A 25,346-nucleotide genomic window follows, 5' to 3' on the forward strand; every position below is an offset into this window, starting at 1 on the left:
CCGGGCTCGCACCGGCGCACGAACCCACCATGGCAAGCACGACTCTCGGCGTCAAAGTCGACGACCTTCTCCGCTCGCGCCTGAAAGACGCGGCGGCGCGTCTCGAGCGCACTCCCCACTGGCTGATCAAGCAGGCGATCTTCGCGTATCTCGAGCGGATCGAGCACGGCCAGCTGCCGCCCGAACTGTCGGGCAGCAGCGGCGTGACGGAGCTTGCCGACGGCCAGGCGGTGGACGGCGACGACGACAACTCGCCGCATCCGTTCCTCGAGTTCGCCCAGAACGTGCAGCCGCAATCGGTGCTGCGCGCGGCGATCACGGCCGCGTATCGTCGCCCCGAGCCGGAATGCGTGCCGTTCCTGCTGGGCCAGGCGCGCCTGCCCGCGAACCTGCAGGCCGACGTGCAGACGCTCGCGACGCAGCTCGTCGAGGCGCTGCGCGAGAAGAGCTCGGGCGGCGGCGTCGAGGGGCTGATCCACGAGTTCTCGCTGTCGAGCCAGGAAGGCGTCGCGCTGATGTGTCTGGCCGAAGCGCTGCTGCGCATTCCCGATCGCGCGACCCGCGATGCGCTGATCCGCGACAAGATCAGCAAGGGCGACTGGCGCTCGCACGTCGGCCACGCGCCGTCGCTGTTCGTGAACGCGGCGACCTGGGGCCTGATGATCACCGGCAAGCTCGTCACGACCAACAGCGAAGCGGGCCTGTCGTCGGCGCTCACGCGCCTGATCGGCCGCGGCGGCGAGCCGCTGATCCGCAAGGGCGTCGACATGGCGATGCGCCTGATGGGTGAGCAGTTCGTCACCGGCGAGACGATTTCCGAAGCGCTCGCGAACAGCCGCAAGTACGAAGCGCGCGGCTTCCGCTACTCGTACGACATGCTCGGCGAAGCGGCGACGACCGAAGAGGACGCGCAACGCTACTACGCATCGTACGAGCAGGCGATCCACGCGATCGGCAAGGCGGCCGGCGGCCGCGGCATCTACGAAGGCCCGGGCATCTCGATCAAGCTGTCGGCGCTGCACGCGCGCTACTCGCGCTCGCAGCAGGACCGCACGATGAGCGAGCTGCTGCCGCGCGTGCGCGCGCTCGCATTGCTCGCGCGCCGCTACGACATCGGCCTGAACATCGACGCGGAAGAAGCCGACCGTCTCGAGCTGTCGCTCGACCTGCTGGAAGCGCTGTGCTTCGACCCGGAACTCGCGGGCTGGAACGGCATCGGCTTCGTCGTGCAGGGTTATCAGAAGCGTTGCCCGTTCGTGATCGACTACCTGATCGACCTCGCGCGCCGCAGCCGTCACCGCCTGATGATCCGTCTGGTGAAGGGCGCGTACTGGGATACCGAAATCAAGCGTGCGCAGGTCGACGGCCTCGAAGGCTATCCGGTCTACACGCGCAAGATCTATACGGACGTGTCGTACCTCGCGTGCGCGAAGAAGCTGCTCGCGGCGCCCGACGCCGTCTACCCGCAGTTCGCGACGCACAACGCGTACACGCTGGCCGCGATCTATCACCTGGCCGGCCAGAACTATTACCCCGGCCAGTACGAATTCCAGTGCCTGCACGGGATGGGCGAGCCGCTGTACGAGGAAGTCACGGGCCGCGACAAGCTGAACCGTCCGTGCCGCGTGTACGCACCGGTCGGCACGCATGAAACGCTGCTCGCGTACCTCGTGCGCCGCCTGCTGGAGAACGGCGCGAACACGTCGTTCGTGAACCGCATCGCGGATAAAACCGTGTCGGTGAAGGAGCTGGTCGCCGATCCGGTCGACGAGGCGTCGAAGGTCGTGCCGCTCGGCGCGCCGCACGCGAAGATCCCGCTGCCGCGCAACCTGTACGGCGACGAGCGTCCCAACTCGATGGGCCTCGACCTGTCGAACGAACATCGTCTCGCGTCGCTGTCGTCCGCGCTGCTCGCGAGCGCGCACCATCCGTGGCGCGCGGCGCCGATGCTCGCCGACGACGCGCTCGCCGACGCCCCGGCGCGCGACGTGCGCAACCCGGCCGATCAGCGCGACCTGGTCGGCACCGTCAGCGAAGCGACGGCCGAACACGTGAGCGCGGCGCTCGCGCATGCCGTGGCGGCCGCGCCGATCTGGCAGGCGACGCCCGTCGATGCGCGCGCCGACTGCCTGGTGCGCGCGGCCGACCTGCTCGAAGCGCAGATGCACACGCTGATGGGCCTGATCGTGCGCGAAGCCGGCAAGTCGCTGCCGAACGCGATCGCCGAAATTCGCGAAGCCGTCGACTTCCTGCGCTACTACGCGGCGCAGATTCGCGACGAATTCTCGAACGACACGCACCGTCCGCTCGGCCCCGTGGTCTGTATCAGCCCGTGGAACTTCCCGCTCGCGATCTTCATGGGCCAGGTGGCCGCCGCGCTTGCGGCCGGCAACACGGTGCTCGCGAAGCCGGCCGAACAGACGCCGCTGATCGCCGCCCAGGCCGTGCGCCTGCTGCGCGAGGCCGGCGTGCCGGCCGGCGCGGTGCAGCTGCTGCCGGGCACCGGCGAGACCGTCGGCGCGGCGCTGGTCGCCGATCCGCGCACGCGCGCGGTGATGTTCACCGGCTCGACCGAAGTCGCGCGCCTGATCAACAAGACGTTGTCCGCGCGCCTCGACCCGGACGGCAAGCCGATTCCGCTGATCGCGGAAACGGGCGGCCAGAACGCGATGATCGTCGACTCGTCGGCGCTCGCGGAGCAGGTCGTCGCCGATGTGATGCAGTCGTCGTTCGACTCGGCCGGTCAACGGTGTTCGGCGCTGCGCGTTCTGTGTCTGCAGGACGACGTCGCGGACCGCACGTTGACGATGCTCAAGGGCGCGATGCACGAGCTGGCGCTCGGCAACCCGGACCGTCTGTCGACCGACGTCGGCCCGGTGATCGACGCCGAAGCGAAGCAGACGATCGACACGCACGTCGCGGCGATGAAGGAGAAGGGCCACGCGGTCACGCAGCTGCCGTCGCCGGAAGCCTGCGCGCACGGCACGTTCGTGCCGCCGACGCTGATCGAGATCGGCAGCATCGACGAGTTGAAGCGTGAAGTGTTCGGCCCGGTGCTGCACGTCGTGCGCTATCGCCGCAGCCAGCTCGACAAACTGCTCGAGCAGATCCGCGCGACGGGTTACGGCCTGACGCTCGGCATCCACACGCGGATCGACGAGACCATCGCGCACGTGATCTCGAACGCGCACGTCGGCAACATCTACGTGAACCGCAACGTGATCGGCGCGGTGGTCGGCGTGCAGCCGTTCGGCGGCGAAGGGCTGTCGGGCACGGGTCCGAAGGCCGGCGGCGCGCTGTACCTGCAGCGCCTGCTCGCGACGCGTCCGTCTGGCCTGCCGCGTTCGCTCGCGCAGACGCTGATCGCGGACGGCGCGGTTGACGGCGAACAGCGCAGCAACCCGGCGGCGGCGCTCACCGCGCTGCGCGACTGGCTGATCGAGCAGCGCGAGCCGGCGCTGGCCGCACGTTGCGACGGCTATCTGGCGCAGGTGCCGGCCGGTGCGACCGCGGTGCTGACCGGGCCGACGGGCGAGCGAAACACGTATACACTCGGCCCGCGCGGCACGGTGCTGTGTGTCGCGGCCACGCCGGGCGGCGCGCGCGCGCAGTTCGCGGCGGTGCTGGCGACGGGCAACCGCGCGCTGTTCGTCGGCGCGGCGGGCGAGGCGCTGGTCGCCGCGCTGCCGGCTGCGCTGAAGGCGCATGCGGCCGTGCGCAAGCAGGCCGACGCGCCGTTCGACGCGGTGCTGTTCGAAGGCGACAGCGACGAACTGCAGACGCTCGTGAAGGACGTCGCGCAGCGGCCGGGCCCGATCGTGTCGGTGCAGGGCGTGTCGGCGGGCGCGTTCGAGAACGGCGACGCGGAAGACTACGCGCTCGAGCGCCTGCTGACCGAGCGCTCGGTGAGCGTGAACACGGCCGCGGCGGGCGGCAATGCGAATTTGATGACGATCGGCTGACCATCCTTGCCGTTCGGATCAAACAAAGGAAGCGGCAAGGCGATCCCGAAGCCGCTCCATTTACCCTGGTACCAAGGAGATGCTATGCAACACACGATGAAAAAGCTGGCAGGCGCGACGTTCGTCGCCGTCATGTCGCTTGCGGGGACGGCCCATGCGGACGACGTGAAGATCGGTTACGCAGGGCCGATGACGGGCGCCCAGGCTCACTACGGCAAGGATATGCAGAACGGGATCGCGCTCGCGCTGGAAGACTTCAACGCGACGAACCCGAAGATCGGCGGCAAGGCAGTGAAGTTCGTGCTCGAGACGCAGGACGACCAGGCTGACCCGCGCACCGGCACGACGGTTGCGCAGAAGCTCGTCGACGACGGCATCAAGGGCATGCTCGGCCACTTCAACTCGGGCACGACGATTCCGGCCTCGCGCATCTACGCGAACGCCGGCATTCCGGAAATCGCGATGGCGACGGCGCCGGAATACACGCAGCAGGGTTACAAGACGACCTTCCGCATGATGACGTCCGACACGCAGCAGGGCTCGGTGGCGGGCACCTTCGCGGCGAAGGATCTCGGCATGAAGAAGATCGCGATCGTCGACGACCGCACGGCCTACGGCCAGGGTCTCGCCGACCAGTTCGAGAAGGCCGCGAAGGCCGGCGGCGCGACGATCGTCGACCGCGAATTCACGAACGACAAGGCCGTCGACTTCAAGGCGATCCTGACCAAGCTGAAGGCGGCGAAGCCGGATCTCGTCTACTACGGCGGCGCGGATTCGCAGGCAGCGCCGATGGTCAAGCAGATGAAGACGCTCGGCATCACCGCACCGCTGATGAGCGGCGAAATGGTGAAGACGCCGACGTTCCTGAAGATCGCGGGCAACGCGGCCGACGGCACGATCGCATCGCTGGCAGGCCTGCCGCTCGAGGAAATGCCGGGCGGCAAGACCTACGCCGACAAGTACAAGAAGCGCTTCGGCGAAGACGTGCAGACGTACTCGCCGTACGCGTACGACGGCGCGATGGCGATGCTCAACGCGATGAAGAAGGCCGATTCGACCGATCCGGCGAAGTACCTGCCGGTGCTCGCGAAGACCGACATGGCCGGCGTCACGTCGTCGCACGTCGCGTACGACGCGAAGGGCGACCTGAAGAACGGCGGCATCACGATGTACAAGGTCGAGAAGGGCGAGTGGAAGCCGCTGAAGAGCATCGGCGGCAAGTAAGCATGGCGTGAGCCGCCGGCTGCGCCGAAGGGCGCCGCGCGGGGCATCATGCGAAGAAGCCACCGGGCCGTCGGGTCCGGTGGCTTTTTCTTTGGCGTCGGCGGTGGGCTCGGCGCCCGTCAGGCCGGGTACGCGCGCTGCAGCAGCGCGGCGACGTCCAGCGCGTGCGGATCGAAGCCGCCCGCGATGCGGCCCCAGTCGGGCGCGGCAAGCCGCGTCGCGATGAACGCGTCGGCGACGGCCGCGGGCGCGTCGCGCCGCAGCAGGCAGGCCTGCGCGACGAGCGCGAGCCGCTGCGCGAACACGCGGGCCGACGCCTCGAGCGTATCGGCCGGTGCCGCGAGCATCGCGCGCAGCGCATCGAGCGCCGCGCGGATGCGCGGCTCGCCCGCGCCGAGGTCGGTCAGTTCGGCGAAGAGCGCCGCGGCCGCGTCGGGCTCGCGCGACACCGCGCGCAGCACGTCCAGGCACATCACGTTGCCGGAGCCTTCCCAGATCGAGTTGACCGGCGCTTCGCGGAACAGCCGCGCGATCGGGCCGTCGTCGACGTAGCCGTTGCCGCCGAACACTTCCATCACCTCGCCGGTCAGCTCGACCGCGCGCTTGCAGACCCAGAATTTCGCGGCGGGCGTGACGATCCGCTTCCACGCGCGTTCGCGCGGCGAGTCGTCGCGCTCGAACGCATCGGCGAGACGCATCGCGAGCGCGAGTGCGGCTTCGCTTTCGAGCGCGAGATCGGCGAGCACGGTGCGCATCAGCGGCTGCTCGGCGAGCGCGCGGCCGAACGCGTGGCGCTGGCGCGTGTACGCGATCGCCTGCACGACGCCCTGGCGCAGCATCGCCGCGCTGCCGAGCACGCAGTTCAGCCGCGTGTGCGTGGCCATCTCGATGATGGTCGGAATGCCGCGGCCTTCGTCGCCGAGCATGATGCCCCAGGCGTCGTTCAACTCGATCTCGCTGCTCGAGTTGCTGCGGTTGCCGACCTTGTTCTTCAGCCGCTGGATCTCGACCGCGTTCTTCGTCCCATCGGGCCGCCAGCGCGGCACGTAGAAGCACGACGGGCTGCCGGCTTCGGTGCGTGCGACGACCAGGTGCGCGTCGCACATCGGCGCGGAGAAAAACCACTTGTGGCCGCGCAGCCGGTATTCGCCGCCGCGCCCGCCCGCGCCGACGGCGCTCGCCAGCGTCGTGTTCGCGCGCACGTCGGAGCCGCCCTGTTTCTCGGTCATGCCCATGCCGAACCAGATCGAGCGCTTGTCGGCGACCGGCACGTCGCGCGGATCGTAGTCGTCGCTGTACAGCTTGTCGCGCAGCAGGTCCCACAGCGCGGGTTCCTTCTGCAGCACCGGAATCGCGGCCTGCGTCATCGTCGCCGGGCACAGCGTGCCGGCCTCGATCTGGCCGTGCAGGTAGAAGCCGGCAGCGGTCGCGGCCCAGCGGCCCGGGCGCGTATCGCGGAACGCGAGCGACACGAAGCCCTCGTTGCGGTACATGCCGAGCAGCGTGTGCCACGCCGGATGGAAGTCGACGCGGTCGATGCGCCGGCCGCGGCGGTCGAACGCGTTCAGTTCCGGCGTGTGGCGGTTCGCTTCGTCGGCGAGCTGCGCGGTGTCGGCGTTGCCGAGCCGCGCGCCGTACGCGTCGAGCTGCGGCACGGCCCAGCCGGCGCCCGCGCGGGCGATGGCCTCGCGCAGCGCGACGTCGGTGGCGAAGAGGTTATAGTCGACCAGTTCGTCGAACTGGTTCGTGACGGCATGGGTCGATTCGGTCATCGGGCTGTCTCCGGTCTCGTGCTTCGCGGTCTGCCGGTCAAACGCGTTTCCGCTGAATTTCAGAGTAGCAAATATGCCGCCGCGACATGTTCAGGTTCCGGCGCCGCCCGGCCAGCAGGCGGCGCAACCCGCGCCCGCGTTGCGTCGCCGGCCGCGCCAGTCGCGCGCGCAGGCCACGTCCGACGCGCTTCAGCAGGCCTTCGTTCAGCTTTTGCTCGAGCGCGGTTACGCGAAGGCGACGATTCGCGAAATCGCGGCCGTCGCGGGCGTGAGCGTCGGCACCTTCTACGAATATTTCGGCGACAAGCAGAGCCTCGCCGCACTGTGCATCCACCGGCGCGTGCTGGCGCTGGCCGACCGGCTGCGCGAAGCGGCGCACGGGCTGCGCGGCATGCCGCGCGCCGCGCTCGCGGCCGCGCTCGTCGACCTGCAGGTCGATGCGATCGCCGCCGACGCCGCGTCGTGGAGCGCGTTCTTCGCGCTGGAGCGGCAGGTGTCGCCGCTCGCCGCATACCGCCGCCATTACGACGCGTATGTCGCGCTGTGGCACGACGCGCTTGCGCAGTGCAGCGATCCGCCGCCGGCCGCGCGGCTCGACGGGATCGCGCGGATGGCGCATGCCGTCTGCTACGGCGGCGTGTCGCAGGCGCTGCTCACGCTCGGGCCGGCGCTCGACTTCGCGGCGTTGCGCGGCGAGTTGCAGGCCGTGCTGGCCGCCTATCTGGCGGCCGCGGGCGCGTGACGCGCGGCGCGGCCATGCGTCGAGGCATCCGGCGCAAGCCCGCCGCGAGCGTGACCAGGGCCTAAGGGAAATGCCGGATGCGCATGCATTGCCGGCCACACACGGCCTTGGTATCGAGCGTTGCGGATGGCCGATCATGAGAAAAATGCATGGCCGCCATGACGAACTTTCGATTGTCCGCCCTTATTGGCTCGGGCTAAATCATGCGTCATGAGCCGGGCCGCGCGCGTCGCGCGGGCCGGTCCGAAGGACATCTGAAGGAGGAGTCATGCGAAGCGCCACCACGCCCCGCTCGAAACTGCCGGACGTCGGGACGACGATCTTCACGGTGATCGGCCAGCTCGCCGCGCAGCACGATGCGCTGAACCTGTCGCAGGGCGCGCCGAATTTCGCGCCCGATCCGGCGCTCGTCGAGGGCGTCGCGCGCGCGATGCGCGACGACCACAACCAGTACGCGCCGATGGCCGGCGTCGCGTCGCTGCGCGAACGCCTCGCGGAGAAGACGGAGGCGCTGTACGGCACGCGCTACGACCCGGGCACCGAGATCACGGTGATCGCGAGCGCGAGCGAAGGGCTCTACGCGGCGATCAGCGCGCTCGTGCATCCGGGCGACGAAGTGATCTATTTCGAGCCGTCGTTCGACAGCTATGCGCCGATCGTGCGATTGCAGGGCGCGACGCCGGTCGCGATCAAGCTGTCGCCCGAGCATTTCCGCGTGAACTGGGACGAAGTCGCCGCGGCGATCACGCCGCGCACGCGAATGATCATCGTCAACACGCCGCACAACCCGACCGCGACGGTGTTCTCCGCCGACGATCTCGAACGGCTCGCGCAGCTCACGCGCAATACCGACATCGTGGTCCTGTCGGACGAGGTCTACGAGCACGTGGTGTTCGACGGCGTGCAGCATCAGAGCGTCGCGCGTCACCGTGAGCTCGCCGAGCGCAGCGTGATCGTGTCGTCGTTCGGCAAGACGTTCCACGTGACGGGCTGGCGGGTCGGCCATTGCGTCGCGCCGGCCGAACTGATGGACGAGATCCGCAAGGTGCACCAGTTCATGGTGTTCTCGGCCGATACGCCGATGCAGGTCGCGTTCGCGGAAATCCTCGCGCGACCGGAAAGCTATCTCGGCCTGTCGGCGTTTTACCAGGCCAAGCGCGACCTGCTCGCGCGCGAGCTGGCCGGTTCGCGCTTCGAGCTGCTGCCGAGCGAAGGCTCGTTCTTCATGCTCGCGCGCTTCCGGCACTTCTCGGACGAACGCGACAGCGACTTCGTGTTGCGCCTGATCCGCGATGCGCGCGTCGCGACGATTCCGCTGTCGGCGTTCTACACCGACGGCACCGACGCGGGCGTGATCCGGCTCAGTTTCTCGAAGGACGACGCGACGCTGATCGAAGGCGCGCGGCGGTTGCGTTCGCTGTAATCGCGGGCGCGGCCCGCACCCCAAGCAGGCGACGTGTACGTCGCACGGAAAGTCACCGCCGGAACCGGCGCACGCGCGACCGCACGGCGCCGGCCGACAAGCCAGGAGATCACGATGAAGCATGCAAATACCCTCAAGCTCGCGTTCGCACTCGCGTGCGCGCTCGGTTCCGGCGCGGCGCTCGCCGACGGGCAGACGCTGCGTTTCGGCCTCGAGGCGCAATACCCGCCGTTCGAGTCGAAGGCGCCGAACGGCGATCTGCAGGGCTTCGACATCGACGTCGGCAACGCCGTCTGCCAGACCGCGAAGCTGTCGTGCAAGTGGGTCGAGACGTCGTTCGACGGGTTGATTCCCGCGCTGAAGGGCCGCAAGTTCGACGCGATCAACTCGGCGATGAACGCGACCGAACAGCGGCGCCAGGCAATCGACTTCACGACGATCATCTACCGCGTGCCGACGCAATTGATCGCGCGCACCGGCAGCGGCCTGCTGCCGACGCCGGAATCGCTGAAGGGCAAGCGCGTCGGCGTGCTGCAGGCATCGATCCAGGAAACCTACGCGAAGGCGCACTGGGAGCCGGCCGGCGTGTCGATCGTCGCGTACCAGGATCAGAACCAGGTGTATGCGGACCTCGTGGCGAGCCGTCTCGACGCAACGCTGGTGCTCGCGCCGGCCGGCCAGCGCGGCTTCCTGTCGCGCCCGGACGGCAAGGGTTTCGCGTTCGTCGGCCAGCCGGTGCGCGACGACCGGATTCTCGGCAGCGGGATCGCGTTCGGCCTGCGCAAGGGCGACGACGCGCTGAAGGCGAAACTCGATTCCGCGATCGACAAGCTGAAGGCGGACGGCACGGTGAAGTCGCTCGGCCAGAAGTACTTCGGCGATATCGACATCTCCACCAAGTAAGCGGACGCGCACGATGCAGAGCCTGGACACGGGCGGAGAGCCCGGCGGCGACGGTGCGGCGATGCCGGCGGACGACACGCTCGAGGCGGCGCTCGTCGCCGCACTGGGCGACACGCTGGTCACGCGGGCGGCCGAGATCGATCCGCGCTACTTCACCGCGTACAACGAGCCGGCCGGTGTGCGGCCGCGCGCGCTGGTGCGGCCGCGCAGCGTCGACGACGTATCGCGCACGCTCGCGCTGTGCACGCGGCTCGGGCAGCCGGTCGTGCCGCAGGGCGGCCTCACCGGGCTCGCGCGCGGCGCGGTCGCGCTGGGCGGCGAGATCGTGCTGTCGATGGAGCGTTTCGCGGGCGTCGAGGCAATCGACGCGGCGGCGGGCACGATGACGGTGCGCGCCGGGACGCCGTTGCAGACGGTGCAGGAGGCCGCGGACGCGGCGGGCTTCACCTTCGGCGTCGATCTCGGCGCACGCGGTTCGTGCCAGATCGGCGGCATGCTGGCGACCAACGCGGGCGGCACGCGCGCGATCCGCTACGGCATGATGCGCGAGCAGGTGCTCGGGCTCGAGGCCGTGCTCGCCGATGGCACCGTCGTATCGTCGATGAACCGGATGCTGAAGAACAACGCCGGCTACGACCTGAAGCAGCTGTTCATCGGCAGCGAAGGCACGCTCGGCGTCATTACGCGCGCCGTGCTGCGGCTGCATCCGAAGCTCGCCGCGCCGGCCACCGCGCTCTGCCGCGTGCATGGCTACGACGCCGTCGTCGGGTTGTGGAACCGCCTGCGCGCACTGCCCGAGATCGTCAGTTTCGAAGCGATGTGGCCGGCCTTCTACGACTACGTCGCGGGCCACACGCCCGGCGTCGTCGCGCCGTTCGCGGGCGACGGCGGCTTCGCGGTGCTGATCGAGTGCGCGACGAGCGCACCGGGCGGCGATGCGCGCCAGGCGCTGGAAACCGGCCTGGCGGATGCGATCGAGGCGGGGCTGGTCGACGATGCGGCGCTCGCGACGTCCGAGCGGCAGGCGCGCGACCTGTGGACGTTGCGCGAGGGCCTTGCGATCGATGCGCTGCCGCATCTGGTGAACTTCGACGTGAGCCTGCCGACGGGCGAGCTCGGCCGGTTCGCCGAGCGCTGCGAGGCGGCGTTGCATGCGGTGTGGCCCGACATCGTGTGCCTGTTCTTCGGCCACGTCGGCGACGGCAACGTGCATATCGGCGTATCGCTCGCCGGCATGCGCGACGCGGACGCCGAGGCGATCGATCGCTGTGTCTACGCGGTCGTTCGGGACATGGGCGGCTCGGTGTCGGCGGAGCACGGCATCGGCATGCTTAAGCGCGCCTATCTCGCGCACACGCGCAGCGAAGCGGAAATCGGCTTGATGCGGCGCCTGAAGGCCGCGCTCGATCCCGCCGGCGTGCTCAATCCCGGCAAGGTGCTTTAATCGATCGGCGCGAGCCGAGGCGGGCGCGTCAGCCGTCGACCCAGCGCAGCGCGCCGATCTTCAGGTGTTCGACGACGCTGCGCGCCCAGTCGAGCTCCGCGTTGAGCAGCACGAGTGCATGTTCGTTCTGCAACAGGAACAGGCGCGGCACCTGGTCGTTCTGCGCGGCGTTGCGCAGCGACTCGAGACGTTCGCGTTCGGTGTCGAGCGCGGCGATGCGGCGCTCGAGTTGCTGGCGTGCATCGTCGGCGTCGAGCAGCGGCAGGAATGCGAGGCCGGCGCCGAACGCCGGAAACTCGCGCGCGGGCTCCGCGAGCAGCGTATGCAGCCACGCCTGCCCGGCCGTATGCCCGGCTTCGGTCAGCGTGTACAGCGTGCGTTCGGGAAACGCGCCGTCGCGCTCGGTGTCGTGCACGGCGATCAGCCCGTCGCGCAGCAGCCGGTCGATCGTCTGGTAGAGGCTCGTGCGCTGCCGCACGTTGACGACTTCGTCATAGCCGCGCGCCTTCAACTGCTGGAGCATTCCGTATGGATGCATCGGCGTTTCGGTGAGCGTCGCGAGAACCGCGAGCGCGAGCGGAGACGGGCGGCTTGTTGCCATGAATAGTTCGGCTATGTCTAGTGAGAATATAACTAGTGTGAACTAGACTATCATATTCCACAAGGGTTTCAGCCGAGGTGTGAGCGCTTCGCGGCCGGCGCGACGGTTTCCATCGTCGTGAGACCGTGAACGATGCCGCAGTCCTCGACCGAATGTTCGCCGACGCACTGGCGGCGCAATTCGGTGAGCTGATCGCGCAGATGCGTCAGTTCGGCGAGGCGCGCGTCGACGTGGCCGATGTGCTCGTCGAGCAGCGCGTTGACCGAATCGCACGGATCGGCCGGCGTGTCGGTGAGCTGGAGCAGCGCGCGGATTTCGTCGTGCGCCATGTCGAGCGCGCGGCAGTTGCGGATGAAGCGCAGCCGCTCGACGTGCACGTCGGTGTAGTTGCGGTAGTTCGAATCGGTGCGCTCGGCGTCCGGCATCAACCCCTCCTTCTCGTAGAAGCGGATCGTTTCGGGCGTGCAGCGGGCCGCCTTGGCCAGTTCGCCGATCTTCATGGCTTTCTCCGTTGTCAGGGTTGACCTTGTAGTGGCTTCAGGGTGTTAACTCTACACCGTCAAGCCATAGAGGAGGTTGTCATGACCGACGCCCAGCGCACCCCCGACCCACGACACCGCCATGCCGGCGGCGCCGATGCGTGCTGCGCCGACGCGCGCGACACGCAGGCGGCGACCGTTGCCGACGCGGCGCCTGCGGCCGGCGAGCACGCGCATGGCGACGCGGCGGCGCACCGCGCGCAGCCGCATGCATGCGGCCACGATCATGAGCACGATCACGCATCCGCGCACGGGACGGCGCACGCCCACGCGGCGCATGACCATGCCGGTCACGACCACGACCACGACCACGACCACGACCACGACCACGACCACGACCACGACCACGACCACGACCACGACCACGACCACGCGGCCGGCGCCTGCTGCGCGCCGGCCGCGCTGACGCTCGCGCCGCTGCCGGTCGCGCGGGCGACCGCGTCGGGTCACGTCCGCTCCGCGTTCCGGATCATGCAGATGGACTGCCCGACCGAGGAAACGCTGATTCGCAAGAAGCTCGGCGGAATGCAGCAGGTCTCGGCGCTCGAATTCAACCTGATGCAGCGGATGCTGACCGTCGAACACGTGCCCGGTGCGCAGCCGGCGATCGAAAGCGCGATCCGCACGCTCGGGATGACGCCGGAAGCCGCGTCGGCCGACGCACCGGCAGCACCCGTCGCGCCGCCGCCCGCGAAGCCGTGGTGGCCGCTCGCGCTGGCCGGCGTCGCCGCGATCGCGTCCGAGGCCGTGAGCTGGGCCGGCCTGCCGGTGTGGCTGTCGGCGGTGCTGGCGTTCGCGGCGGTGCTCGCATGCGGGCTGACCACTTACAAGAAAGGCTGGATCGCGATCCGCAACGGCAACCTGAACATCAACGCGCTGATGAGCATCGCGGTGACGGGCGCGATGGCGATCGGCCAGTGGCCGGAAGCCGCGATGGTGATGGTGCTGTTCACGATCGCCGAGCTGATCGAGGCGAAGTCGCTCGATCGCGCGCGCAACGCGATCCAGGGCCTGATGCAGCTCGCGCCCGACACCGCGACCGTGCAGGACGCCGACGGCACGTGGCGCACGATCGAGGCCGCGCAGGTCGCGCTCGGCGCGATCGTGCGCGTGAAGCCGGGCGAGCGGATCGGGCTGGACGGCGAAGTGGTCGCGGGCCGCTCGACGGTGAACCAGGCGCCGATCACCGGCGAGAGCCTGCCGGTCGACAAGACGTCCGGCGACGCGGTGTACGCGGGCACGATCAACGAAGCGGGTTCGTTCGACTATCGCGTGACGGCGGTGGCCGCCAACTCGACGCTCGCGCGGATCATCCACGCGGTCGAGGAAGCGCAGGGCGCGAAGGCGCCGACGCAGCGCTTCGTCGACCAGTTCGCGCGCGTCTATACGCCGATCGTGTTCGCGGTCGCGCTGCTGGTCGCGGTGGCGCCGCCGCTCGTCATGGGCGGCGCGTGGCACGACTGGATCTACCGTGCGCTGGTGCTGCTCGTGATCGCGTGCCCCTGCGCGCTGGTGATCTCGACGCCGGTGACGATCGTGTCGGGGCTCGCGGCCGCGGCACGGCGCGGGATTCTCGTGAAGGGCGGCGTATATCTCGAAGAAGGCCGCAAGCTCGCATGGCTTGCGCTCGACAAGACCGGCACGATCACGCACGGCAAGCCGGTGCAGACCGATTTCGACCCGCATGCGACGGACGTCGACGCGGCGCGCGTGCGTCACCTCGGCGCGAGCCTCGCGGCGCGTTCCGATCACCCCGTGTCGCAGGCGATCGCCGCCGCGGCCCGCGACGCGCAGACGGCAGCGTTCGCCGATGTAGAGGACTTCGAAGCACTCGTCGGGCGCGGCGTGCGCGGCACGATCGACGGCACGCGCTACTGGCTCGGCAACCACCGCCTCGTCGAGGAGCTCGAACGCTGCTCGCCGGCGCTGGAGGCGAAGCTCGACGCGCTCGAGCGGCAGGGCAAGAGCGTCGTGATGCTGGTCGACGACACGCGCGTGCTCGGCATCTTCGCGGTGGCCGACACGATCAAGGACACCAGCCGCGCGGCGATCGCCGACCTGCACGCGCTCGGCATCCGCACCGCGATGCTGACCGGCGACAACCCGCACACCGCGCAGGCGATTGCGCGGCAGGCCGGCATCGACGATGCGCGCGGCAACCAGTTGCCCGAGGACAAGCTTGCGGCGGTCGAGGAACTGTCGGCGGGCGGTGCGGGCGCGGTCGGGATGGTCGGCGACGGCATCAACGACGCACCGGCGCTCGCGCGCGCCGACATCGGCTTCGCGATGGGCGCGATGGGCACCGACACGGCGATCGAGACGGCCGACGTCGCGCTGATGGACGACGACCTGCGCAAGATCCCCGCGTTCGTGCGGCTGTCGCGCGCGACGCACCGCGTGCTGGTGCAGAACATCGGCTTCGCGCTCGGCGTGAAGATCGTGTTCCTCGGCCTCACGGTCGCGGGGCTCGGCACGATGTGGATGGCCGTGTTCGCCGATGCGGGCGCGAGCCTGATCGTCGTCGGCAACGGGCTGCGGCTGCTGTCGAAGACGGGTGTGTTCGACGGCGCGACTGCGAAGCGATGAGGAGCGGGCGATGAGCTTTCTGAAGCGGATCCTGGGCGGCCACGGTGGCGGTGGCCACGGCAGCGGCGGGCATCACGGCGGGCAGCAACGCGGCGGTCACGGCGGCCACGATGCACGCGGCCGCGACCGGCACGGATGGGGCTGGCAGCCGTCGGCCGACGCGCAGGGCGGCCCGGGCGGCAACGTGCCGCTGCGCCAGCTCGCGTGCGCAGGCTGCGGCGCGATCAACGCCGCGGATGCGCGATTCTGCGCGCAGTGCGGCGTATCGCAGCGCGGCAAGGCGTGCAGCCGGTGCCACGCGGCACTGGCCGCCGACGCGCGCTTCTGCCCTGGCTGCGGGACGCAGGCCGGGTAAGGCGCGATCGCCGGCCGTGCTGCCGGCCGTGCTGCCGGCGTGACGGCCGATCCCCAAGACGGCACGGCGTGCGGGCTCGGAACCCCCGCGCCACGCAACACCGCTCAACGCAGCGGCAAATGAATCTCGGTGCGCAGGTCGGCCGGCGCCGCATCCATCGGCGTATTCAGATACAGCTCGAACGGCGGCGCGTCGGCGGCTTCACGGCCCGAGTGCCGCAGCCAGTCGCCGTACAGCCACTGGTAGGCCGTCTTCAGGTCCGCATACGGCCCCGTGTGCAGCAACACCGCGTACTCGCCGCCGGCAACCGCGATGCGCTCCACGGGCGGCGTCGGCTCGACGTCGGGCGCGCCGTCGGCCGGCACGAAGCACGCCTTCGCGCGCAACTGCGCCTCGGGCGTCGTATCCGGATCGTCGTAGAAGATCCCGATCATCCGCGCGCCGGGGCCGATCAGCCCGTGCCGCCCGGCCCACGCGCCGATCTGCCCGAACGCGTCGCCGACCTTCAGGTACGCGCCCGTATGCGGCACCGCATAACCGCGCAGTTCCGGCAGCCGCCGGATCTCGACTTCCTGCTTGAACATGTCTTCCTCTCCTCGCTATAACGGATAAATCGGCCGGTGGACCCCGGCGAGCCGGTGCTGCGCGGGCGGCACGCCGTAAGCATCGCGAAATGCGCGGGCGAACGCGTGCGTCGAGCCGTAGCCGGCGCGTCGCGCGATCGCGTCGAGCGGCAGCGCCGTGCACACGAGATCCTCGGACGCGCGCACGATCCGCATCCGCCGCACCGTCAGCACGATCGACTCGCCGTAGAGCGCGCGATATACGCGCTGCCAGTGATACGGCGACAGGCACGCGATTTCGGCGAGCCGGTTCAGGTCGAGCGTGTCGTCGAGGTGCGCGAGGATGTAGTCGTGAACGCGCGCGATGCGTGCCGCATAGCGGGTCCAGGCGGGCGTTTCGGCTTTCGTGTCGACGGTCATGCGTGCATCCCGGGCAAGAGTCGACGTCACGGTAGCACGCCGCCGATTGATAAATCTTGCGGAAATGCGTAGGGCAAACAATTCCGGCCCTTTTTATTTTGGCGAAATTGGGTCTCGTTCCCGTCGATCTATGTCTAAAGTTAAAGACGGTGAAATCGGGTGATCGCGTCATTTTTCTCGGGTAAGTTGCTCGGACGGCAACGCACGGTTTTCGGAGTACGCAGGTAGTTCGTCGATGTTCAATCGCAACGCCACGTTTTCGGGAGAAGAAGAAATGGATGCTTCCAGCTTCATCACGTCGCTGCAGACCACGCTAGGCGGATACCTGCCCAAGATCGCCGGCGCGATCGGCATCCTGGTGATCGGCTGGCTGATCGCCGTGGCGGTGCGGGCCGGCGCGCTCCGGCTGCTCAACGCTCTGAAGGTCGATCAGCGGATCAACGAAAGCACCGGCCAGGGCGCGTGCGTCGAGCGGATCATCGCCGGCGGGCTGTTCTGGCTCGTGCTGCTCGTCACCGCGGTGGGCATCTTCAACGTGCTCAACCTCTACGCGGTCTCCAATCCGTTCTCGCTGCTCGTCACGCACATCGTCAACTACCTGCCGAACCTGATCGGCGGCGCGGCGCTGACGCTGATCGCGTGGCTGATCGCATCGCTGCTGCGCAGCCTCGCGAACCGCGCGCTGAAGGCGAGCAAGGTCGACGACAAGCTGTCCGAAAGCGCGGGCATGCAGCCGATGAGCGGCTATCTCGGCGACGTGCTGTTCTGGCTCGTGATCCTGATGTTCCTGCCGGCGATTCTCGCGTCGTTCGCGCTGTCCGGCCTGCTGTCGCCGGTGCAGGGGATGGTCGACAAGCTGCTCGCGATCGTGCCGAACCTGTTCGCGGCCGCGGTGATCGGCTTCGTCGGCTGGATCGTCGCGCGCGTGCTGCGCGGTCTCGTGACGAACCTGCTCGTCGCCGCCGGCGCCGATCGCCTCACGCAAGGCCTCGACAGCCCGACGCCGGTGCGCGTGTCGAGCCTGATCGGCACCATCGTCTACGTGTTCGTGTTCGTGCCGACGCTGATCTCCGCCCTCGACGCGCTGAAGATCGACGCGATCTCGATCCCGGCCACCAACATGCTGAACCAGTTCCTCGGCGCGGTGCCGGACATCGTCGCGGCGATCGTGATCGTGCTCGTCACGTTCTACTTCGCGCGCTTCGTCGCGTCGCTCGCGCAGAAGCTGCTGGAGGCCGCCGGCGTCGACGGGCTGCCGGCCGTGCTCGGCGTCGAGCGCGTGTTTTCGGGGATCCTGCAGCCGTCGGTGCTGGTCGCGCGGCTGATCGTGTTCTTCGCGATGCTGTTCGCGTCGGTCGAGGCCGCGAACCGGCTCGGCTTCACGCAGGTGCGCGACGTCGTCACGCTGTTCATCGAATTCGGCGGCCACGTGCTGATGGGCGGCGTGATCCTCGTGATCGGCGTGTGGCTCGCGGGCCTTGCGCGCCGCGTGATCGAGCAGGCCGACCGCGAGCACAGCGTGCTGTTCGCGCGGATCGCGCAATTCGCGATCCTCGGCCTGGTGTTCGCGATGGGGCTGCGCGCGATGGGCATCGCCAACGAGATCGTGCAGCTCGCGTTCGGCCTCGTGCTCGGCGCGATCGCGGTGGCGGTCGCGCTGTCGTTCGGCCTCGGCGGCCGCGAAGCCGCCGGCAAGCTGCTCGACCGCTGGTTCAACCAGCGCGGCGGCGGCCCGTCGGGCCAGTAAGCGTCGGCCGTCCGGCCGCCTCGTGCGGCCGGACGGCGCGTGCGGGACGACCGCGACGCGCGGCCGGCGTTGCCGTCAGCGAAACGTCAGCCGTCATCTTTGCCGAATTTCGATAACACGTCGTTTAATGACTCTCTAGCATCGATTCTCAGTCGCGCGGGCCTGGCAGGCCGGCGCCTTTCAGGAGAATCCGATGAAAGCAGAGTCGAATGGCCGGCCCGTCGCCGGCGCCAAGTCGTCCGGCCAGCCCGCGCTGCAGCAGACGCTCGGGACCTGGCAACTGTGGGGCATCGCGGTCGGCCTCGTGATTTCAGGCGAATACTTCGGCTGGAGCTACGGCTGGGCGAGTGCGGGCACGCTGGGTTTCGTCGTCACCGCGCTGTTCGTCGCGGCGATGTACACCACCTTCATCTTCAGCTTCACCGAACTGACGACGTCGATCCCGCACGCGGGCGGCCCGTTCGCGTATGCGCGCCGCGCGTTCGGCCCGGCGGGCGGCTATCTCGCCGGCGCGGCAACGCTCGTCGAATTCGTGTTCGCGCCCCCCGCGATCGCGCTCGCGATCGGCGCGTACCTGCACGTGCAGTTTCCGGGGCTCGAACCGAAACACGCGGCGATGGGCGCGTATCTCGTGTTCATGGCGCTGAACATCGTGGGCGTGCAGATCGCCGCGACGTTCGAGCTGGTCGTCACGCTGTTCGCGATCTTCGAGCTGCTGGTGTTCATGGGCGTCGTGTCGCCGGGCTTCGCGTGGAGCAACTTCATGAAGGGCGGCTGGTCGGGCGCCGATCATTTCAGCGTCGGCGCATTCCACGGCATGTTCGCGGCGATCCCGTTCGCGATCTGGTTCTTCCTCGCGATCGAAGGCGTCGCGATGGCCGCCGAGGAGGCGAAGAACCCGAAGCGCTCGATCCCGATCGCCTACGTGGCCGGCATCCTGACGCTCGTCGCGCTGGCCATCGGCGTGATGGTGTTCGCCGGCGGCGCGGGCGACTGGACCAAGCTCGCGAACATCAACGACCCGCTGCCGCAGGCGATGAAGTACATCGTCGGCGCGAACAGCGGCTGGATGCACATGCTCGTGTGGCTCGGGCTGTTCGGGCTCGTCGCGTCGTTCCACGGGATCATTCTCGGCTATTCGCGCCAGATCTTCGCGCTGGCCCGCGAAGGCTACCTGCCGGAATGGCTCGGCAAGGTGCATCCGCGCTTCAAGACCCCGCATCGCGCGATCCTCGCGGGCGGCGTGGTCGGCATCGCGGCGATCTACAGCGACGAGCTGATCCAGTTCGGCGGCCAGACGCTCACCGCGAACATCGTGACGATGTCGGTGTTCGGCGCGATCGTGATGTATATCGTAAGCATGGCGGCGCTGTTCAAGCTGCGCCGTTCGCAGCCGAACATGGCGCGGCCCTTCCGCGCGCCGCTGTACCCGTTCTTCCCGGCATTCGCGATCGTTGCGGCCCTGATTTGCCTCGCGACCATGGTGTACTTCAACGGGCTGGTGGCGATGGTGTTCGTCGCGTTCCTCGCGCTCGGCTACGCGTACTTCCTCGCGACCCGTTCGCAGCGCGCGAGCGCGCCGGCCGACGTGCTGCTGGAGGAATGAGGATGACGAACCCGAACGGCCGCTGGTGACGGCATCCGGCGCGCCCCGTCGAACGGGCGCGCCGTTGGCGTTTCGCAAGGCAAGGACTGGCAAGGAGATTCGAACGATGTCCTACACGGAGACGATCGGCCCGCGTACGTACCGCTTCGCGGACCTGAAGACGCTGCTCGCGAAGGCGAGCCCGCTGCGCTCCGGCGACCAGCTCGCCGGCGTCGCGGCGGCGAGCGAGGAGGAGCGCGTCGCCGCGAAGATCGCGCTCGCGGGCGTGCCGCTGAAGGCGTTCCTGAACGAGGCGGTGATTCCGTACGAACACGACGAGGTCACGCGCCTGATCCTCGACGATCACGACGCGGCCGCGTTCGCGGAAATCTCGCACCTCACCGTCGGCGACTTCCGCAACTGGCTGCTGTCGCCCGCGGCCGACGGCGCCGCGCTCGAACGGATCGCGCCGGGCCTCACGCCCGAGATGGTCGCGGCCGTGTCGAAGCTGATGCGCAACCAGGACCTGATCGCGGCCGCGCGCAAGCGCCGCGTCGTCACGCGCTTTCGCAACACGGTCGGGCTGCCGGGCCGGATGTCGGTGCGGCTGCAGCCGAACCATCCGACGGACGACGTGAAGGGCATCGCCGCGTCGATGCTCGACGGGCTGATGTACGGCTGCGGCGACGCGATGATCGGCATCAACCCGGCGACCGACAGCCTCGCGGCGATCGTGAAGCTGCTCGCGATGATCGACGGGTTCCGCGAGCGCTACGGCGTGCCGACGCAGTCGTGCGTGCTCACCCACGTGACCAATACGATCGCGGCGATCGAGAAGGGCGCGCCGGTCGACCTGGTGTTCCAGTCGATCGCGGGCACCGAGAAGGCGAACGCGAGCTTCGGGATCTCGCTCGCGCTGCTCGGCGAGGCGCACGAGGCCGCGTTGTCGCTCGGGCGCGGCACCGTCGGCAACAACCTGATGTATTTCGAGACGGGCCAGGGCAGCGCGCTGTCGGCGAACGCGCATTTCGGCGTCGACCAGCAGACCTGCGAGGTGCGCGCGTATGCGGTCGCGCGCAAGTTCGATCCGTTCCTCGTGAACACGGTGGTCGGCTTCATCGGGCCGGAATACCTGTACGACGGCAAGCAGATCATTCGCGCGGGGCTCGAGGATCACTTCTGCGGCAAGCTGCTCGGCGTGCCGATGGGCTGCGACATCTGCTACACGAATCACGCGGAAGCCGACCAGGACGACATGGACACGCTGCTGACGCTGCTGGGCGCCGCCGGCATCAACTTCATCATGGGGATTCCGGGCGCGGACGACGTGATGCTGAACTACCAGAGCACGTCGTTTCACGACCAGCTCTACGTGCGCGAGGTGCTCGGCCTGCGCCGCGCGCCCGAGTTCGAGGAATGGCTGGAGACGATGGAGATCGCCGACGCGCACGGCGCGCTGCGCGCCGCGAACGCGCGCGTGCCGCTGCTCGCGGGCGCGAACGACTGGATGGGGATTTCGGCATGAGCGACGCCGTCGAAAAGAATCCGTGGGCGCAGCTGAAGTCGTTCACGAACGCGCGGATCGCGCTCGGCCGCGCGGGCAGCAGCCTGCCGACCGCGCCGCTGCTCGCGTTCAACCTGTCGCACGCGCAGGCGCGCGACGCCGTGCACCAGCCGCTCGACGCGGACGCGCTGCGCCGCGAGATCGACGCGGCCGGCTTCGCGACGCTCGGCGTGCAGAGCGCGGCGCCCGATCGCCAGCATTACCTGCGCCGGCCCGATCTGGGCCGCAAGCTGTCCGACGACGGCCGCGCGCTGCTGGCCGGCTACGGCGCGGCGCTCGACGATGCGCCGGACGTCGTGTTCGTGGTCGGCGACGGGCTGTCGGCCTTCGCGGCCGCGAAGCAGGCGCTGCCGTTGCTGCAGGCGATGCGGCCGCGGCTCGACGCGGACGGCTGGCGGGTCGGCCCGGTGGTGGTCGCGACGCAGGCGCGCGTCGCGCTCGGCGACGAGATCGGCGAGCTGCTGCGCGCGCAGGTCGTCGCGATGCTGATCGGCGAACGGCCGGGGCTCAGTTCGCCGGACAGCCTCGGCGTGTACCTGACCTGGGCGCCGAAGGTCGGCTGCCACGACGCGCTGCGCAACTGCATCTCGAACGTACGCCCCGAAGGGCTGCCGCATGCCGCCGCCGCGCACAAGCTGCATTACCTGATGACGCATGCGCGCAGGCTCAAGCTGACGGGCGTCGGCCTGAAGGACGACAGCGACGCGTTGTTGCCGCAGGCCGAAGCGGAGCGGATCGGCGCGGTGTGACGGGGCGCCCCGTCTACTTGAACAACCGCTCGCACAGGAAGTCGACGAACACGCGCAGCTTCGGCGACAGCTGCCGGCTCGACGGCCACACGATCGAGAACTGCCCCGGCGCGATCCGGTAGTCGTCGAGCACGGTGACGAGCGCGCCCGTGTCCAGCGCGTCGCGCGCGAGGAAGTCGGGCATGTAGCCGATGCCGAGCCCCGCCATCACTGCGCCGCGCAGCGCTTCCATGTTGTTGCAGGTCATCGCGGTACGCAGCTTCAGCGGCGTGCCGTCGTCGGCGGAGAGTGCCCAGTCCTGCAGCTTGCCGGTGGTCGGGAAACAGTAGCGCACGCAATCGTGCGTTTCGAGATCGTGCGGCGCCCGCGGCAGGCCGGCCCGCGCGAGATACGCGGGCGTCGCGCACAGCACGAACGCGAACGGGCCGAGCCGCCGCGACATCAGGCTCGAATCCGACAGCGGGCCGCTGCGGATCACCGCGTCGAAGCCGCCTTCGACGACATCGACCATCCGGTCGTTGAAATCCAGGTCGAGCTCGACGTCCGGATAGCGCTGCCTGAATTCGGGCAGCACCGGCAGCAGGAACCGGTAGCCGATCACCGGCAGGCTCACGCGCAGCTTGCCGCGCGGGCGCTGCGCGGAGGCCGTCACCGTCGCCTCCGCATCACGAAAATCCTCGAGGATCCGCTGGCAGCGTTCGTAGAAATGGCGCCCTTCGTCGGTCAGCGTGACGCGCCGCGTCGTGCGGTTGAACAGGCGCACGCCGAGCGACTGCTCGAGCCGCGCGATCGTCTTGCCGACCGCGGAGGCCGAGATGCCGAGCGCGCGGCCGGCCGCGACGAAGCTGAGCGCTTCGGCGGTGCGGACGAAGGCGGCGATGCCGTTCAGGTTTTCCATCGACGTAGGCGGGCGCGAATCGGTGAATTGAAGAATTTTAGTCCGCTATATGCGGAGCTTCACGTTGTTTTTCGACGATTGAATCGAAATTATCCTTGATCGCGCTTGAGGCGCATCCGCGCCGGCTTTTCGAGGAGCGATGATGGATCACCCGTTTTCAGCCGCTACAGCCACGTCGGCGCGCCGGCGCGCGTGGGTGCTGGCCGCCGTCTGCATGGCGGCCGTCGCGCTGCCGCTGTCGTTTTCGGGCGGCGCGGTCGCGACACCCGCGATCGGCCGCGACCTGCACGGCGGCCCGGTCGCGATGAACTGGATCACCAACGCGTTCATGCTCGCGTTCGGCAGTTTCCTGATGGCGGCGGGCGCGCTGGCCGACCAGTTCGGCCGCAAGCGCGTGTTCGCGATCGGCGTCGGCGGCTTCACGCTGATGTCGGTGGCGCTCGCGTTCGCGCCGTCGATGCTCGCCGTCGACCTGCTGCGCGCCGCGCAGGGGCTCGCGGCGGCCGCGGCGCTCGCGGGCGGCACGGCCGCGCTCGCGCAGGAGTTCGACGGCGCGGCGCGCACGCGCGCGTTCAGCCTGCTCGGCACGACGTTCGGGATCGGGCTCGCGTTCGGGCCCGTGCTCGCCGGCGGCCTGATCGCGCATTTCGGCTGGCGCGCGATCTTCGTCACGGGCGCGGCGGCAGGCGCGTTGTCGCTCGCGTTCGGGCTGCCGCGCATGCACGAGTCGCGCGATCCGCACGCGACCGGGCTCGACTGGCCCGGCACGGCCGCGTTCACCGCCGCGCTCACGCTGTTCACGTTCGGCGTGATCGAGGCGCCCGCGCGCGGCTGGACGCATCCGCTCGTCGTCGCGCTGCTGGCGGCCGCGGCGCTGGGCGCGTGCGCGTTCGTCGCGATCGAAACGCGCGTCGCGCGGCCGATGCTCGACCTGTCGCTGTTCCGGATTCCGCGCTTCGTCGGCGTGCAGGTGCTGCCGGTGTCGACCTGCTGCTGCTACATCGTGCTGCTCGTCGTGTTGCCGCTGCGCTTCATCGGCATCGACGGCTTCAGCGAAATCGGCGCGGGCTGGCTGATGCTCGCGATCTCCGCGCCGATGCTGGTCGTGCCGCTCGTCGCGGCGACGCTCACGCGCTGGCTGTCGGCCGGCGTGATCTCGGGGCTCGGGCTCCTGCTCGCGGCGGCGGGCCTCGTATGGCTGGACGTCGCGCTGCGCGGCGGCGCGGGGCCGGCGGCGATCGCGCCGATGCTCGCGATCGGCGTCGGGGCCGGCATGCCGTGGGGGCTGATGGACGGGCTGTCGGTCAGCGTCGTGCCGAAGGAGCGCGCGGGGATGGCGACCGGAATTTTCAGCACGACGCGCGTGGCGGGCGAGGGGATCGCGCTCGCGATCGCCGGCGCGGTGCTGGCGACGCTCGCGCACGCCGATTTGCGGCAGGCGGCGGGCGCGTCCGACGCGGCGTTGCGCGCGGCCGCGCGGCTCGCCACCGGCGATCTCGCCGGCGCGGCGGCCGTGTTGCCGGGCGTCGGGCGTACGGCGCTGCTCGCGAGCTATACGCACGCGTTCGATCGGCTGCTGATCGGGCTCGCGGTCGTCACGGTGCTGTGTGCGGTGGTGGTGTTCGCGTTTCTGGGTGCACGGCCCGGGGTGACCGAAGCGCGCGGCGACGACGGCGAACATGCGCATTCCGACGCGCCGGCGCGCGGCCGAATCGAATCGGCTTGCGCGGAGGCAAGCGGGCGGTGAGCGGGGCGTCGCCGGGCGCGCGGGTCGACGACGACATGGCGCCGCGCCTCACGCCAGCACGAGCGGCGGCAATCCCGCATCGGCCCGCGCCTGCGCGCTTTCCACCTCGACGACCACATAGCGCAGCGCATCGGGCCACAGGTGCGCGCGACTGCCGGCATCTTCGTCGATCGCCGCGCGCCCTTGCACGAGCCACGTCGTCTGCCGGACGAAATCGACGAACAGCAGCGCGATCGCCGGATTCACGAGCAGGTTGCCGATCGTGTTGAACAGGTTGTTGCCCGCGAAATCGGGCAGCACGAGCGTACGGCGATCGGGCAGGTCGACGAGCGGGGCGAACGAACCGTCCGCGCGCGGCTGCCGGCCGCGATACGAGCAGTCGCCGTCGCCCGCCGCGTTCGCGGTCGCGACGATCAGGAAAGCCTGTTCGTGGATGAACGCGACGGCATCGTCGCCGAGGGGGCGCGGGTCGTTCATGGTTTGGTCGGCGCATGGCCGGTGCGTGCGGATCCGCGTTCCGCA

At 69.4% G+C, this 25,346-nt stretch carries 18 protein-coding genes and 1 pseudogene; 13 read left to right on the forward strand and 6 right to left on the reverse strand.

What is annotated here, in order from left to right; translation table 11 throughout:
• Positions 1 to 29: 29 nt before the first annotated feature.
• Positions 30 to 3,962 (forward strand): trifunctional transcriptional regulator/proline dehydrogenase/L-glutamate gamma-semialdehyde dehydrogenase, encoded by a 3,933-nt coding sequence (putA, locus tag ACV22V_RS16650; RefSeq protein WP_059699594.1) that lies wholly within the window; start codon positions 30 to 32, stop codon positions 3,960 to 3,962.
• An 84-nt stretch (positions 3,963 to 4,046) separates the two neighbouring features.
• On the forward strand, positions 4,047 to 5,186 hold the full coding sequence (locus ACV22V_RS16655; RefSeq protein WP_059531190.1) for a branched-chain amino acid ABC transporter substrate-binding protein: 1,140 nt from the start codon (positions 4,047 to 4,049) through the stop codon (positions 5,184 to 5,186).
• A gap of 119 nt (positions 5,187 to 5,305) precedes the next feature.
• On the opposite strand, the gene ACV22V_RS16660 is transcribed toward ACV22V_RS16655, so the two are convergent.
• Positions 5,306 to 6,958: an acyl-CoA dehydrogenase family protein gene (locus ACV22V_RS16660; protein WP_448014718.1), complete on the reverse strand. Its 1,653-nt coding sequence runs from the start codon at positions 6,956 to 6,958 to the stop codon at positions 5,306 to 5,308.
• A 73-nt stretch (positions 6,959 to 7,031) separates the two neighbouring features.
• Between ACV22V_RS16660 and ACV22V_RS16665 the strand changes: the two genes are divergently transcribed.
• The 4 genes from ACV22V_RS16665 (at position 7,032) to ACV22V_RS16680 (ending at position 11,470) form a co-directional block, all read left to right on the forward strand.
• Positions 7,032 to 7,700 (forward strand): TetR/AcrR family transcriptional regulator, encoded by a 669-nt coding sequence (locus ACV22V_RS16665; RefSeq protein WP_448014719.1) that lies wholly within the window; start codon positions 7,032 to 7,034, stop codon positions 7,698 to 7,700.
• A 268-nt stretch (positions 7,701 to 7,968) separates the two neighbouring features.
• The gene (locus ACV22V_RS16670) at positions 7,969 to 9,123 is read left to right on the forward strand and encodes a methionine aminotransferase (protein WP_448014720.1); all 1,155 of its coding nucleotides are present in this window, start codon (positions 7,969 to 7,971) and stop codon (positions 9,121 to 9,123) included.
• A 114-nt stretch (positions 9,124 to 9,237) separates the two neighbouring features.
• Complete coding sequence (locus ACV22V_RS16675; protein WP_448014722.1) at positions 9,238 to 10,026, forward strand: ABC transporter substrate-binding protein; 789 nt, start codon at positions 9,238 to 9,240, stop codon at positions 10,024 to 10,026.
• A gap of 13 nt (positions 10,027 to 10,039) precedes the next feature.
• Positions 10,040 to 11,470 carry an FAD-binding oxidoreductase gene (locus tag ACV22V_RS16680; RefSeq protein ID WP_448014723.1) on the forward strand — a complete coding sequence of 477 codons (1,431 nt, stop codon included), beginning with the start codon at positions 10,040 to 10,042 and terminating at the stop codon, positions 11,468 to 11,470.
• Between the two features lie 28 nt (positions 11,471 to 11,498).
• Here the strand turns inward: ACV22V_RS16680 and ACV22V_RS16685 are convergent, their stop codons facing one another.
• Together ACV22V_RS16685 and cadR are read right to left on the reverse strand one after the other, a co-directional pair.
• Positions 11,499 to 12,071, reverse strand: a complete 573-nt coding sequence (locus tag ACV22V_RS16685; protein WP_448014724.1) for a PadR family transcriptional regulator — start codon at positions 12,069 to 12,071, stop codon at positions 11,499 to 11,501.
• Positions 12,072 to 12,139: 68 nt separating this feature from the next.
• Positions 12,140 to 12,571, reverse strand: coding sequence for a Cd(II)/Pb(II)-responsive transcriptional regulator (gene cadR, locus ACV22V_RS16690; protein ID WP_059531173.1), 432 nt, complete (start codon positions 12,569 to 12,571; stop codon positions 12,140 to 12,142).
• A gap of 81 nt (positions 12,572 to 12,652) precedes the next feature.
• Here cadR and ACV22V_RS16695 point away from each other — a divergent pair, with 81 nt between their 5' ends.
• Both ACV22V_RS16695 and ACV22V_RS16700 read left to right on the forward strand, forming a co-directional pair.
• Positions 12,653 to 15,196 (forward strand): heavy metal translocating P-type ATPase, encoded by a 2,544-nt coding sequence (locus tag ACV22V_RS16695; RefSeq protein ID WP_448014726.1) that lies wholly within the window; start codon positions 12,653 to 12,655, stop codon positions 15,194 to 15,196.
• 10 nt (positions 15,197 to 15,206) lie between these two features.
• Entirely contained in the window at positions 15,207 to 15,551 is a 345-nt protein-coding gene (locus ACV22V_RS16700; RefSeq protein ID WP_448014728.1) for a zinc ribbon domain-containing protein, read from the forward strand.
• A gap of 104 nt (positions 15,552 to 15,655) precedes the next feature.
• Here the strand turns inward: ACV22V_RS16700 and ACV22V_RS16705 are convergent.
• Positions 15,656 to 16,534, reverse strand: a pseudogene (locus ACV22V_RS16705) (AraC family transcriptional regulator).
• Between the two features lie 274 nt (positions 16,535 to 16,808).
• Here ACV22V_RS16705 and ACV22V_RS16710 point away from each other — a divergent pair.
• From ACV22V_RS16710 to eutC, 4 genes are all read left to right on the forward strand, one after another.
• Positions 16,809 to 18,281: a mechanosensitive ion channel gene (locus ACV22V_RS16710; protein WP_059531158.1), complete on the forward strand. Its 1,473-nt coding sequence runs from the start codon at positions 16,809 to 16,811 to the stop codon at positions 18,279 to 18,281.
• Between the two features lie 193 nt (positions 18,282 to 18,474).
• Positions 18,475 to 19,887 (forward strand): ethanolamine permease, encoded by a 1,413-nt coding sequence (eat, locus tag ACV22V_RS16715; RefSeq protein ID WP_059531155.1) that lies wholly within the window; start codon positions 18,475 to 18,477, stop codon positions 19,885 to 19,887.
• Between the two features lie 106 nt (positions 19,888 to 19,993).
• On the forward strand, positions 19,994 to 21,391 hold the full coding sequence (locus ACV22V_RS16720; protein ID WP_059816435.1) for an ethanolamine ammonia-lyase subunit EutB: 1,398 nt from the start codon (positions 19,994 to 19,996) through the stop codon (positions 21,389 to 21,391).
• Positions 21,388 to 22,179, forward strand: a complete 792-nt coding sequence (eutC, locus tag ACV22V_RS16725; protein ID WP_059531149.1) for an ethanolamine ammonia-lyase subunit EutC — start codon at positions 21,388 to 21,390, stop codon at positions 22,177 to 22,179. The genes ACV22V_RS16720 and eutC overlap by 4 nt, the downstream gene beginning before the upstream one ends.
• A 13-nt stretch (positions 22,180 to 22,192) precedes the next feature.
• Here eutC and ACV22V_RS16730 read toward each other — a convergent pair whose 3' ends face one another.
• Positions 22,193 to 23,077, reverse strand: a complete 885-nt coding sequence (locus ACV22V_RS16730) for a LysR family transcriptional regulator (protein WP_059531146.1) — start codon at positions 23,075 to 23,077, stop codon at positions 22,193 to 22,195.
• Positions 23,078 to 23,219: 142 nt separating this feature from the next.
• Here ACV22V_RS16730 and ACV22V_RS16735 point away from each other — a divergent pair, with 142 nt between their 5' ends.
• Entirely contained in the window at positions 23,220 to 24,824 is a 1,605-nt protein-coding gene (locus ACV22V_RS16735) for an MFS transporter (protein WP_448014729.1), read from the forward strand.
• A gap of 48 nt (positions 24,825 to 24,872) precedes the next feature.
• On the opposite strand, the gene ACV22V_RS16740 is transcribed toward ACV22V_RS16735, so the two are convergent.
• The gene (locus ACV22V_RS16740; protein WP_059691516.1) at positions 24,873 to 25,301 is read right to left on the reverse strand and encodes a pyridoxamine 5'-phosphate oxidase family protein; all 429 of its coding nucleotides are present in this window, start codon (positions 25,299 to 25,301) and stop codon (positions 24,873 to 24,875) included.
• Between the last annotated feature and the right edge of the window lie 45 nt (positions 25,302 to 25,346).

It is taken from the genome of Burkholderia sp. AW33-5 (genome assembly GCF_053427615.1).